At 54.4% G+C, this 12462-nt stretch carries 9 protein-coding genes; 5 read left to right on the forward strand and 4 right to left on the reverse strand.

Annotation, left to right across the window (positions count from 1 at the left end; all coding sequences use genetic code 11):
* Positions 1–50: 50 nt before the first annotated feature.
* Entirely contained in the window at positions 51–1421 is a 1371-nt protein-coding gene (gene aroP, locus ACOTXR_RS13595; RefSeq protein ID WP_032637496.1) for an aromatic amino acid transporter AroP, read from the reverse strand.
* A 45-nt stretch (positions 1422–1466) separates the two neighbouring features.
* Positions 1467–1694, reverse strand: coding sequence for a hypothetical protein (locus ACOTXR_RS13600; protein ID WP_078309342.1), 228 nt, complete (start codon positions 1692–1694; stop codon positions 1467–1469).
* 263 nt (positions 1695–1957) lie between these two features.
* Between ACOTXR_RS13600 and pdhR the strand changes: the two genes are divergently transcribed.
* The 5 genes from pdhR (at position 1958) to traT (ending at position 9945) form a co-directional block, all read left to right on the forward strand.
* Entirely contained in the window at positions 1958–2722 is a 765-nt protein-coding gene (gene pdhR / locus ACOTXR_RS13605) for a pyruvate dehydrogenase complex transcriptional repressor PdhR (RefSeq protein ID WP_014882565.1), read from the forward strand.
* 123 nt (positions 2723–2845) lie between these two features.
* A complete protein-coding gene (gene aceE, locus ACOTXR_RS13610; RefSeq protein ID WP_014882566.1) occupies positions 2846–5509 on the forward strand; it encodes a pyruvate dehydrogenase (acetyl-transferring), homodimeric type in 2664 nt (887 codons plus the stop codon).
* Between the two features lie 14 nt (positions 5510–5523).
* Positions 5524–7419 (forward strand): pyruvate dehydrogenase complex dihydrolipoyllysine-residue acetyltransferase, encoded by a 1896-nt coding sequence (aceF, locus tag ACOTXR_RS13615; protein ID WP_058690734.1) that lies wholly within the window; start codon positions 5524–5526, stop codon positions 7417–7419.
* 175 nt (positions 7420–7594) lie between these two features.
* Positions 7595–9019, forward strand: a complete 1425-nt coding sequence (lpdA, locus tag ACOTXR_RS13620) for a dihydrolipoyl dehydrogenase (protein WP_023332094.1) — start codon at positions 7595–7597, stop codon at positions 9017–9019.
* Positions 9020–9213: 194 nt separating this feature from the next.
* On the forward strand, positions 9214–9945 hold the full coding sequence (traT, locus tag ACOTXR_RS13625; protein ID WP_014882569.1) for a conjugal transfer complement resistance protein TraT: 732 nt from the start codon (positions 9214–9216) through the stop codon (positions 9943–9945).
* Positions 9946–10008: 63 nt separating this feature from the next.
* On the opposite strand, the gene ACOTXR_RS13630 is transcribed toward traT, so the two are convergent.
* A complete protein-coding gene (locus ACOTXR_RS13630) occupies positions 10009–10800 on the reverse strand; it encodes a DUF2950 family protein (protein ID WP_058690735.1) in 792 nt (263 codons plus the stop codon).
* A gap of 10 nt (positions 10801–10810) precedes the next feature.
* Positions 10811–12358 (reverse strand): DUF3300 domain-containing protein, encoded by a 1548-nt coding sequence (locus ACOTXR_RS13635; RefSeq protein ID WP_058690736.1) that lies wholly within the window; start codon positions 12356–12358, stop codon positions 10811–10813.
* Positions 12359–12462 lie beyond the last annotated feature (104 nt).

Below are 12462 nucleotides of genomic sequence, written 5' to 3' on the forward strand. Positions count from 1 at the left end.
GGGAGGTAACAACGCGCGGTACCCGCAAAAGCAGGTACCGCGGAGGAGGCTTAGTGGGCCTTCATGGCCTTGCGGCTTTTCTGGCTGAAGAGATAGCCAACGCCCAGCACGGCAATCCAGACCGGGATCAGGTAGACGGAGATTGCCATACCCGGCGTGATCAGCATGATCACCAGCACGGCCGCCATAAACAGCAGGCAGATCCAGTTACCCAGCGGATAGAGCAGGGCAGGGAAGCGCGTCGTCACGCCCTGCTGCTGTTTCGCGCGGCGGAACTTGATGTGCGCCAGGCTGATCATCGCCCAGTTGATGACCAGTGCAGAGACCACCAGCGCCATTAGCAGGCCAAATGCGGATTCCGGCGCCATGTAGTTAATCAGCACGCACAGCGCCGTCACGACGGCTGAAACAATGATGGTGTTGACCGGCACGCCGCGTTTATCAACGTTGAGCAGCATCTTCGGCGCATTGCCCTGCTGGGCCAGGCCGAACAGCATACGGCTGTTGCAGTATACGCAGCTGTTGTACACGGAAAGCGCCGCGGTCAGCACCACGACATTGAGCGCGTTCGCCACGACGGTATCACCCAGTTCGTGGAAAATCAGCACAAACGGACTGGTGTCGGCAGTCACGCGCGTCCATGGCAGCAGGGAGAGCAGGACCGCCAGCGAGCCCACATAGAAGATCAGAATTCGGTAGATAACCTGATTCGTCGCTTTCGGGATGCTCTGCTCAGGGTTGTCGGCTTCTGCGGCGGTGATACCCACCAGTTCCAGACCGCCGAAAGAGAACATAATGATGGCCATCATCATCACCAGACCGGTCATGCCGTGAGGCAGGAAGCCGCCCTGTTCCCAGAGGTTACGCACGGTTGCCTGTGGGCCACCGTTGCCGCTGAACAGCAGCCAGCCGCCAAAGATAATCATCGCCACGACGGCGATCACTTTGATGATGGCAAACCAGAACTCCATCTCGCCGAACACTTTTACGTTGGTGAGGTTAATGGCGTTGATAATGACGAAGAAAGCTGCAGCAGAAACCCAGGTTGGGATGTCGGGATACCAGAACTGAATATACTTCCCGACGGCAGTCAGCTCGGCCATGGCAACCAGAACGTACAGTACCCAGTAGTTCCAGCCGGAGGCGAAACCGGCAAAGCTGCCCCAGTACTTATAGGCAAAGTGGCTGAAGGAGCCAGCGACCGGCTCCTCGACAACCATTTCACCTAACTGGCGCATGATCAGAAAAGCAATGAAACCCGCAATCGCGTAACCCAAAATAATGCCCGGACCGGCAGACTGGATAACGGATGCGCTGCCCAGAAACAGGCCGGTACCAATAGCACCGCCCAGTGCGATGAGCTGAATATGGCGGTTTTTTAGCCCGCGCTTTAGCTGATCGCCGTGCTGTTGAGCTTCCATTTGAAACCTCGTGTGTGGTTGTTATGTCACGCTGTGCGTGTGTAATTATGAAAATCCATATTCTGTATTTATTTCTTTACGGTTAAACGAACCGAAAAAAGCGGAGATGACTTCCGTAAGCGCCAGAATAGTGGTAAGTGCCTGTGAATGCACCTGCTTTATGAAGGGCTGATGACGAGTTGAATAAAAAGAAAGCATTTGTAAATCACTCCGCTCTCGCTTCTTACCCCAACCTATAGAATAGAAATGCGCCTTAAGTGGGCGAATTTTCATAATTTGCCTTGTTGAATCGCTTCAGATTGCAAAAACCCTCGTTTCATTATGGTTAAAACTCCCACTTTGGGAGTAATCAACTCATTTGTGCAAAGTTACATTTCTGAAACGTTATTTCTGTAAGGTTGTTAAAATGTGCAGGGTTTACTGATTTCAATCAAAACCAATATGGACAGAAGGTGAATACTTTGTTACTTTAGCGATACGAAATATAAATTGGTAAGACCAATTGACTCCGGGCAAAAAGGCGTAAGACAGGGAATATGGCCTACAGCAAAATTCGCCAACCAAAACTATCTGATGTGATTGAGCAGCAGCTGGAGTTTTTAATCCTCGAAGGGACTCTGCGCCCGGGTGAGAAACTTCCGCCAGAACGCGAACTGGCAAAACAGTTCGACGTTTCACGTCCCTCTCTGCGTGAGGCGATTCAACGCCTCGAAGCAAAGGGCTTGCTGCTTCGTCGCCAGGGCGGCGGAACCTTTGTGCAAAACAGCCTGTGGCAGAGCTTCAGCGATCCGCTGGTAGAACTTCTCTCTGACCACCCAGAATCCCAGTTTGACCTGCTTGAGACCCGTCACGCGCTGGAAGGTATTGCGGCCTATTACGCCGCCCTTCGCAGCACTGATGAAGATCGCGTGCGTATCCGCGAGCTGCATCAGGCCATTGAACGGGCACAGCAGTCCGGCGATTTAGACGCCGAGTCCAGCGCCGTCGTCCAGTATCAAATCGCCGTCACCGAAGCGGCACACAATGTGGTGCTCCTCCATCTGCTACGCTGCATGGAGCCGATGCTGGCCCAGAACGTTCGTCAGAATTTTGAATTGTTGTATGCCCGTCGGGAGATGCTCCCACTGGTAAGCAACCATCGCACCCGAATATTCGAGGCGATAATGGCCGGGGAACCGGAGCAGGCGCGCGAAGCGTCGCACCGTCACCTGGCTTTCATTGAGGAAATCTTGCTGGACCGCAGCCGTGAACAATCGCGTCGCGAACGTTCATTACGCCGCATACAGCAACGAAAGGATTAAGCGCCAGGTACTTTTAGAGCGCGGCAACTAAACGCAGAACCTGTCTTATTGTGTTCTTGCCGAAGAGCACAATGGGACAGGTTCCAGACAAATCAACGTATTAGATAGATAAGGAATACCCCCATGTCAGAACGTCTCCAAAATGACGTGGATCCGATCGAAACTCGCGACTGGCTACAGGCGATCGAATCGGTCATCCGTGAAGAAGGTGTTGAGCGCGCTCAGTATCTGATTGATCAGCTGCTTTCTGAAGCCCGCAAAGGCGGCGTGAAGGTTGCTTCAGGTGCAGGGGCTAGCAACTACGTAAACACGATTGCCGTTGAAGACGAACCGGAATACCCGGGCAATCTGGATCTGGAACGTCGTATCCGTTCAGCTATCCGCTGGAACGCCATCATGACTGTTCTGCGCGCGTCCAAGAAAGATCTGGAGCTGGGTGGCCACATGGCGTCCTTCCAGTCTTCTGCGACCGTTTACGAAGTGTGCTTTAACCACTTCTTCCGTGCAGCGAACGAGAAAGACGGCGGCGATCTGGTGTACTTCCAGGGCCACATCTCTCCGGGCATCTATGCACGTGCATTCCTGGAAGGTCGTCTGACTGAAGAGCAGATGAACAACTTCCGTCAGGAAGTTCACGGTAAAGGTCTGTCTTCTTACCCGCACCCTAAACTGATGCCTGAATTCTGGCAGTTCCCGACCGTATCCATGGGTCTGGGTCCAATCGGTGCGATCTATCAGGCTAAATTCCTGAAATATCTGGAACACCGTGGTCTGAAAGACACCTCTGAGCAGACCGTTTACGCCTTCCTGGGCGACGGCGAAATGGATGAGCCAGAATCTAAAGGTGCGATCACCATCGCAACCCGTGAGAAGCTGGACAACCTGTGCTTCATCATCAACTGTAACCTGCAGCGTCTGGATGGTCCCGTAACCGGTAACGGCAAGATCATCAACGAACTGGAAGGCATCTTCGCGGGTGCTGGCTGGAACGTAATCAAAGTCATGTGGGGTTCCCGTTGGGACGAACTGCTGCGTAAAGACACCAGCGGTAAACTGATCCAGCTGATGAACGAAACCGTTGACGGTGACTACCAGACCTTCAAATCCAAAGACGGTGCCTACGTGCGTGAGCACTTCTTCGGTAAATATCCTGAAACCGCCGCACTGGTTGCAGACTGGACTGATGAGCAGATCTGGGCGCTGAACCGTGGTGGTCACGATCCGAAGAAAATCTACGCGGCACTGAAAAAAGCGCGTGAGACCAAAGGTAAAGCGACTGTTATCCTGGCCCATACCATCAAAGGTTACGGCATGGGTGATACCGCAGAAGGTAAAAACATCGCTCACCAGGTTAAGAAAATGAACATGGACGGCGTGCGTTATATCCGCGACCGTTTCAACGTTCCAGTGACCGATGAGCAGGTAGAAAACCTGTCTTACATCACCTTCCCGGAAGGTTCTGAAGAGCACAAGTACCTGCACGAACGTCGTCAGGCGCTGAAAGGCTACCTGCCAGCTCGTCAGCCTAACTTCACCGAGAAACTGGAACTGCCAGCGCTGGAAGACTTCTCTCAGTTGCTCGAAGAGCAGAACAAAGAGATCTCTACCACTATCGCTTTCGTTCGTGCCCTGAACGTGATGCTGAAGAACAAGTCGATCAAAGATCGTCTGGTGCCAATCATCGCCGACGAAGCGCGTACTTTCGGTATGGAAGGTCTGTTCCGTCAGATCGGTATCTACAGCCCGAACGGCCAGCAGTACACCCCGCAGGACCGTGAGCAGGTTGCTTACTATAAAGAAGACGAGAAAGGTCAGATCCTGCAGGAAGGTATCAACGAGCTGGGTGCAGGCGCATCCTGGCTGGCTGCTGCGACCTCTTACAGCACCAACAACCTGCCGATGATCCCGTTCTACATTTACTACTCCATGTTCGGGTTCCAGCGTATCGGTGACCTGTGCTGGCAGGCAGGCGACCAGCAGGCTCGCGGCTTCCTGATCGGTGGTACTTCTGGTCGTACGACCCTGAACGGTGAAGGTCTGCAGCACGAAGATGGTCACAGCCACATTCAGTCTCTGACTATCCCTAACTGTATCTCTTACGACCCGTCTTACGCGTACGAAGTGGCAGTCATCATGCATGACGGTCTGCAGCGCATGTACGGTGAAGCGCAAGAGAACATTTACTACTACATCACCACCCTGAACGAAAACTACCACATGCCGGCAATGCCAGCAGGTGCCGAGGAAGGTATCCGTAAAGGTATCTATAAACTCGAAACTGTTGAAGGTAGCAAAGGTAAAGTTCAGCTGCTGGGCTCCGGCTCTATCCTGCGTCACGTGCGTGAAGCCGCACAGATCCTGGCGAAGGACTACGGTGTCGGTTCCGACGTGTACAGCGTGACCTCCTTCACTGAACTGGCTCGTGATGGCCAGGATTGTGAGCGCTGGAACATGCTGCACCCAATGGAAACTCCACGCGTTCCGTACATCGCTCAGGTGATGAACGACGCGCCAGCGGTGGCGTCTACTGACTATATGAAACTGTTCGCTGAGCAGGTTCGTACTTACGTTCCAGCTGATGATTATCGCGTACTGGGTACTGACGGCTTCGGTCGTTCAGACAGCCGCGAAAACCTGCGTCACCACTTCGAAGTTGATGCTTCTTACGTGGTTGTAGCAGCACTGGGCGAATTGGCTAAACGTGGCGAAATCGATAAGAAAGTGGTTGCGGACGCAATTACCAAATTCAACATCGATGCAGATAAAGTTAACCCGCGTCTGGCGTAAGAGGTAAAAGAATAATGGCTATCGAAATCAATGTACCGGACATCGGGGCTGATGAAGTTGAAATCACCGAGATCCTGGTCAAAGTGGGCGACAAAGTTGAAGCTGAACAGTCGCTGATCACCGTAGAAGGCGATAAAGCCTCTATGGAAGTCCCGTCTCCTCAGGCTGGCATCGTTAAAGAGATTAAAGTCTCTGTTGGCGATAAAACCGAGACCGGCAAACTGATCATGATTTTCGATTCCGCCGACGGTGCAGCAGCTGCTGCACCTGCGCAGGAAGAGAAGAAAGAAGCCGCTCCGGCTGCTGCTCCAGCAGCTGCCGCCGCAGCAAAAGAAGTGAACGTGCCTGACATCGGCGGTGACGAAGTTGAAGTCACCGAAATCCTGGTGAAAGTGGGCGACACCGTTGCGGCTGAGCAGTCACTGATCACCGTAGAAGGTGACAAAGCCTCTATGGAAGTCCCTGCGCCGTTCGCGGGTACCGTTAAAGAGATCAAGATCAACACCGGTGACAAAGTGTCTACAGGCTCCCTGATCATGGTCTTCGAAGTGGCGGGTGCTGCACCTGCTTCCGCGCCTGCTCAGGCTGCTGCTCCGGCTCCGGCCGCTGCACCGGCTGCTGCTGGCGGCGCGAAAGACGTTAACGTACCGGACATCGGCGGTGACGAAGTTGAAGTGACGGAAGTGATGGTGAAAGTGGGCGACAAAGTTGCCGCTGAACAGTCACTGATCACCGTTGAAGGCGATAAAGCTTCCATGGAAGTTCCTGCGCCGTTCGCGGGTACCGTTAAAGAGATCAAAATCAGCACTGGCGACAAAGTGTCTACCGGCTCTCTGATCATGGTCTTCGAAGTGGAAGGCGCTGCGCCTGCCGCCGCTCCGGCAGCCGCTGCTGCTCCAGCACCGGCTCCTGCACCGGCTCAGGCTGCTAAACCTGCTGCTGCCCCTGCTGCGAAAGCAGAAAAATCTGAGTTCGCTGAAAACGACGCGTATGTCCACGCCACCCCGCTGATTCGTCGCCTGGCGCGCGAGTTCGGTGTGAACCTGGCGAAAGTGAAAGGGACTGGCCGTAAGGGTCGTATCCTGCGCGAAGACGTTCAGACCTACGTGAAAGACGCGGTGAAACGTGCCGAAGCTGCACCTGCTGCAGCCGCTGGCGGCGGTATCCCGGGCATGCTGCCATGGCCGAAAGTGGACTTCAGCAAGTTCGGCGAAATCGAAGAAGTGGAACTGGGCCGTATCCAGAAAATCTCTGGTGCTAACCTGAGCCGTAACTGGGTGATGATCCCGCACGTTACGCACTTCGACAAAACCGATATCACCGATCTGGAAGCGTTCCGTAAACAGCAGAACGCCGAAGCTGAGAAGCGTAAACTGGACGTGAAATTCACCCCAGTGGTCTTCATCATGAAAGCCGTTGCCGCTGCACTTGAGCAGATGCCACGCTTCAACAGCTCCCTGTCTGAAGACGGCCAGAAGCTGACGCTGAAGAAATACATCAACATCGGTGTTGCGGTTGATACGCCAAATGGTCTGGTTGTTCCGGTCTTCAAGGACGTGAACAAGAAGAGCATCACTGAGCTGTCCCGTGAACTGACCACCATCTCCAAAAAAGCGCGTGATGGTAAGCTGACTGCCGGCGAAATGCAGGGCGGCTGCTTCACTATCTCCAGCATCGGCGGCCTGGGCACTACCCACTTCGCGCCGATTGTGAACGCGCCGGAAGTGGCTATCCTCGGTGTGTCCAAGTCCGCGATGGAGCCGGTGTGGAATGGTAAAGAGTTTGTGCCGCGTCTGATGATGCCAATCTCTCTGTCCTTCGACCACCGCGTGATCGACGGTGCTGATGGTGCGCGTTTCATCACCATCATCAACAACATGCTGAGCGACATTCGCCGCCTGGTGATGTAATCGAAAAGCCGGCCAGTCGGCCGGCTTTTTTCTGGTAATCTCATGCTGTTTTTGAGGTTACTGGCGTAAGCAAAAATTCATGAGCCGTTTGTTGTTTCAAAATTGTTAACAATTTTGTAAAATGCGGGCGGATAGAACGACCCGGTGGACGACGGGTATAAATTAAGAGGTCATGATGAGCACAGAAATCAAAACTCAGGTCGTAGTACTTGGGGCAGGCCCGGCAGGTTATTCCGCAGCATTCCGCGCCGCGGATTTAGGTCTGGAAACCGTCATCGTAGAACGTTACAGCACCCTCGGTGGTGTTTGTCTGAACGTCGGCTGTATCCCTTCTAAAGCGCTGCTGCACGTCGCGAAAGTGATCGAAGAAGCCAAAGCGCTGGCTGAACACGGTATCGTCTTCGGCGAGCCGAAAACCGATATCGACAAAATTCGTACCTGGAAAGAGAAAGTTATCACTCAGCTGACCGGCGGTCTGGCGGGTATGGCCAAAGGCCGTAAAGTGAAAGTGGTAAACGGTCTGGGTAAATTCACCGGTGCGAACACCCTGGAAGTGGAAGGCGAAAACGGCAAAACCGTGATCAACTTCGACAACGCGATCATCGCGGCAGGTTCTCGCCCAATCGAACTGCCATTCATTCCACATGAAGATCCGCGCGTGTGGGATTCCACCGATGCACTGGAGCTGAAAACTGTTCCTAAGCGCCTTCTGGTTATGGGCGGCGGTATCATCGGTCTGGAAATGGGTACCGTGTACCATGCGCTGGGTTCAGACATTGACGTGGTTGAAATGTTCGACCAGGTTATCCCGGCTGCAGACAAAGACATCGTTAAAGTCTTCACCAAACGTATCAGCAAGAAATTCAACCTGATGCTGGAAACCAAAGTAACTGCCGTTGAAGCCAAAGAAGACGGTATTTACGTTTCCATGGAAGGCAAAAAAGCCCCATCCGAACCACAGCGTTACGACGCCGTGCTGGTGGCTATCGGCCGTGTGCCGAACGGTAAAAACCTCGACGCGGGCAAAGCTGGCGTGGAAGTGGACGACCGTGGTTTTATCCGCGTTGACAAACAGCTGCGCACTAACGTGCCGCACATCTTTGCTATCGGCGATATCGTCGGTCAGCCAATGCTGGCGCACAAAGGTGTTCACGAAGGTCACGTTGCCGCTGAAGTTATCGCCGGCATGAAACACTACTTCGATCCGAAAGTGATCCCATCTATCGCGTACACCGAGCCAGAAGTGGCATGGGTGGGTCTGACTGAGAAAGAAGCGAAAGAGAAAGGCATCAGCTACGAAACCGCCACCTTCCCGTGGGCTGCTTCTGGCCGTGCTATCGCTTCCGACTGCGCAGACGGTATGACCAAACTGATCTTCGACAAAGAGACTCACCGCGTGATCGGTGGTGCGATTGTCGGGACCAACGGCGGCGAGCTGCTGGGTGAAATCGGTCTGGCGATCGAAATGGGTTGCGACGCGGAAGACATCGCGCTGACCATCCACGCTCACCCGACTCTGCACGAGTCCGTGGGCCTGGCGGCAGAAGTGTTTGAAGGTAGCATCACCGACCTGCCAAACGCGAAAGCGAAGAAGAAATAAGTTTCTTTTGATTGCTAAACGCCTCTCCGGAGGCGTTTTTTTTGCCCTGAAACTACCCAAATTGGTAGTCATCTCGTTGATATTTCCGCTAAAAATTCCTCTTCATCTGCCGATACTTTTTTCACCGTTGTGTGGCTACTGGCTGCGCTGTTCAGGGGTTCTGGACTTTTAATTACACGAAAAAAGGAAAACGCATGTCTTTAAAGAAAGTTGTGGGAATTGGCTTACTGGCGTCAGTCATGACGCTGACCGGATGTGGCGCGATGACGACAGCCGTGAAAAAACGCAACCTGGAAGTGAAAACCCAGATGAGTGAGACCATCTGGCTTGAGCCTTCCAGTGAAAAAACGGTCTACATCCAGGTTAAAAACACCTCCGATAAAGACATGAGCAACCTCCAGACGCTGCTGGCAAACGATCTGAGCGCTAAAGGGTATAAGGTAACGTCCTCACCTGACAGCGCATACTACTGGGTGCAGGCTAACGTCCTTAAAGCAGACAAAATGGACCTGCGCGAGTCTCAGGGCTACCTGAAAACCGGCTATGAAGGCGCCGCCGTGGGGGCCGCTCTGGGTGCCGGTATTACCGCCTACAACAGCAACTCCTCTGGCGCCGCGCTGGGCGTGGGTCTGGCGGCTGGGCTAATTGGCATGGCGGCAGATGCGATGGTAGAAGATGTGAACTACACCATGGTTACCGACCTGCAGATCTCTGAGCGTAGCAAAGCGAAAGTCACCACCGATAACATTGCGGCGCTGCGTCAGGGTACGTCCGGCGTGAAGCTGCAAACCAGCAGCGAGCAGGGCGATCGCGCGAAGTATCAGACCCGCGTGGTATCGAATGCTAACAAGGTCAATTTGAAATTCGAAGAAGCGAAACCAGTTCTGGAAGCGCAGTTGGCGAAATCGGTGGCAAATATTCTGTAAGTAAAACAGCCGGGTGGCGGCTTCGCCTTACCCGGCCTACAAAACGTGGTCCGTTGACGTTACTCAGGGTTCGACAGGCTGCCAGGTTTTATCCGGGCTATACGCGGTCATCGCCCGGACTTTCTGCTCAGAATCGCGGCCGAGATCGGACTGGTAAACCTTGTCGCTCTGGTTTATCACGAAGCTCATCACGCCGGTTTGACCATAGCTGACCGGCCAGGCCGCCATCGCGAAACCGTTATTATCCGGCAGGATGCGGAAGCGATAGCCGTGGTATCCCGCCCCAGGCTCTTTCGGACTGAACGCCGGACCAAGTGGGCTTGGCGTTTCGCCTGGCGAGACGGGCCAGTACAAACCATCCTTTTTCCCGTCCGCGCTGACAATTTTCTGCGCGTATTTCTGGTTCAGCGCAAAATAGCTCTGCTGGGCATCCACATAGGCATGTAAGGCTTCAATGGCGGCAAGCTCGTTACGCCCAATCTCGCGGGTCAGGATCTCCTCGGCCCCTTCTTTCATGTCAAATTGCCAGCCGGAAGCGGTTTTAACCACCGGGATGGGAAGCTGCCAGCCGCTGTCTCCGACAGCAAGATGTGCTGTGTTACCCTCGACGACCGTGTTGTGCCGGACTTTCCAGTCACGCAGGAAGCGAGCAACGGCATCAGGATCTACCCCTTCAGGCGGCAGAAAGTCGCGCCAGTTTTCGCCGAGCAGATTGCTCATCGCACTTTCGTTTTGCTCGCTGATGGCGCTGGCCAGCGCATCTGTTGCCTGTTCTGGCGTGCTGAAAGATTGCTGCGCCATCGCGGACGCCGACATCATGAACACCACCATTCCACAGAGAAGTTTATTTTTCATGTTTGCTCCCTTAACGATGACGGAATTCACGGTGTTCAACACGTCCGGCGGATGCCTGACGCGGCGGCTGATGACGGGCAGCCAGTTGTCTGCTTTGCGAACCACGCTGCTGCTGGGCTTGCCAGTTGGCGGAGCGACTGTCGTTACCGCTCAGCGCATTCGCCCGGGGCTGACTGGTTCGCTGCTGTAGCGCGTGTTGCTGCGCAGGTTGTGAGATTCGTTTCTCCTGTCGCTGCGTTGCGGTCTGGCGGTTTTCGCGCTGCTGTGTGGTTGTCCGCTTCGCCGTCTGAGGTTTGGTGTCATAGCCACGGTAGTTACTGCGCTGAGAAATCTGCTTCAGCTGTTCGCTTGAGGCCTGCCGCTGTGCATCTTTAATCCCCGGGTGCGCTGTCTGTGGGAAGGTTTTGCCTGTCGATTTCTCCATCTGGCTGAGGGCGGCCTGACGCTGGCTATCGCGGTTAACCGGTTTTTGCTGTGTTGCGCTGAGCCCCGTAGCCGTGTTGGTGGAGTGGAAGCGCGTGTTGAGCTGGTTTGTCGGGTAGGGCACACCTTCCCGATAGGCCGGGTTGTGCTGCCAGGTGCGGCTGGCGTCCGTCAGACGCTGACCACTGATTTTATTAAAGTTCTGAACGTTAATATTGATGTTGTTATCACCGTTGCGATTATAGCCGCCGTGATCCCAGTCATCGTCATGATGGTGATGATCCCAGTCATCATCGTCATCCCAGTCGATATTGCTGAAAATGGCGTAGGTTGTCGCCACGCCCAGGCTAAAGCCTAAGCCTTTCACCAGGCTGTCGGTAAATTGCTCGCCAGGCGAGGGCGGGAGATAGGTTGGCGGATACGCGGTGTTTGGCCAGGTACCGTAAACCGTATTGGGGTTATAGGTGGGGACGTAAACGACCTGCGGGTCAGCGGATTCAATTTTAATGACCGTGGGGGCGGGCGCGGTAGATGTGGTTGACTCGCTGGAGGTAGTTTTCGCTGGCGCCGGTTTTGTCACGGTGGTGACCGTCTGCTGAGGCGTGGATTGTAAAGCGCCGGTCTTCTGCGCCAGCGCGCGCAGGCGCTGAACGGAATCCATCACGTCCTTCGGCTGCGCGAGAAACGCATCGCCGAGGTTTTGTACCCACGGTGGATTTCCGCCCATCAGCGACATTAACTGAGGAAACGCCACCAGCGATTTCACGCTGGGATCCCACGGCTGGCTCGCCACCGCCTGAATCGCGGCATCGCCCTGCATGTTGGGGTTATCTTTTGACCACTGCGCGGCCTGGATAACGTTGGCCGGATAGGTCGATGCCATTAAAATTTGAGACAGCAGCGCGTCCGGGTAGAGCGCAATCGGGGCGACCCACTGATCGATTTGCGCGGCCGTGTAAGCTGGTGCGACAACGGGAGCGGGTTGGGCCGCAGGTGTTGCCACCTGTTGTTGGGCGACAGGCGCGGGAGCGACAGGCTCTGATGCACGGCTTTTGACAAACATCACGCCAGAGGCGGCAAACAGCCCGGTACTGCACAGAAGGACGAGCAGATGTGGCTTAAAGGGCAACTTCATATAGTGACTCCAACGAGACAAGCGCTGTGCCGTGAGGCGTTACGGTTGGCGTGAGTATTATTCACCCGTCTTTTACGGTTTTGACTTTTCTTGGGAAGCGTCGA

The organism is Enterobacter cloacae complex sp. IR53030 (assembly GCF_049238365.1).
Classification (GTDB): Bacteria; Pseudomonadota; Gammaproteobacteria; order Enterobacterales; family Enterobacteriaceae; genus Enterobacter; species Enterobacter kobei.

Excerpts from the sequence above, each read along its gene's own strand:
- aroP (WP_032637496.1), bottom strand. The coding sequence starts at position 1,421 with ATGGAAGCTCAACAGCACGGCGATCAGCTAAAGCGCGGGCTAAAAAAC.
- ACOTXR_RS13600 (WP_078309342.1), bottom strand. The coding sequence starts at position 1,694 with ATGAAAATTCGCCCACTTAAGGCGCATTTCTATTCTATAGGTTGGGGT.
- pdhR (WP_014882565.1), top strand. The coding sequence starts at position 1,958 with ATGGCCTACAGCAAAATTCGCCAACCAAAACTATCTGATGTGATTGAG.
- aceE (WP_014882566.1), top strand. The coding sequence starts at position 2,846 with ATGTCAGAACGTCTCCAAAATGACGTGGATCCGATCGAAACTCGCGAC.
- aceF (WP_058690734.1), top strand. The coding sequence starts at position 5,524 with ATGGCTATCGAAATCAATGTACCGGACATCGGGGCTGATGAAGTTGAA.
- lpdA (WP_023332094.1), top strand. The coding sequence starts at position 7,595 with ATGAGCACAGAAATCAAAACTCAGGTCGTAGTACTTGGGGCAGGCCCG.
- traT (WP_014882569.1), top strand. The coding sequence starts at position 9,214 with ATGTCTTTAAAGAAAGTTGTGGGAATTGGCTTACTGGCGTCAGTCATG.
- ACOTXR_RS13630 (WP_058690735.1), bottom strand. The coding sequence starts at position 10,800 with ATGAAAAATAAACTTCTCTGTGGAATGGTGGTGTTCATGATGTCGGCG.
- ACOTXR_RS13635 (WP_058690736.1), bottom strand. The coding sequence starts at position 12,358 with ATGAAGTTGCCCTTTAAGCCACATCTGCTCGTCCTTCTGTGCAGTACC.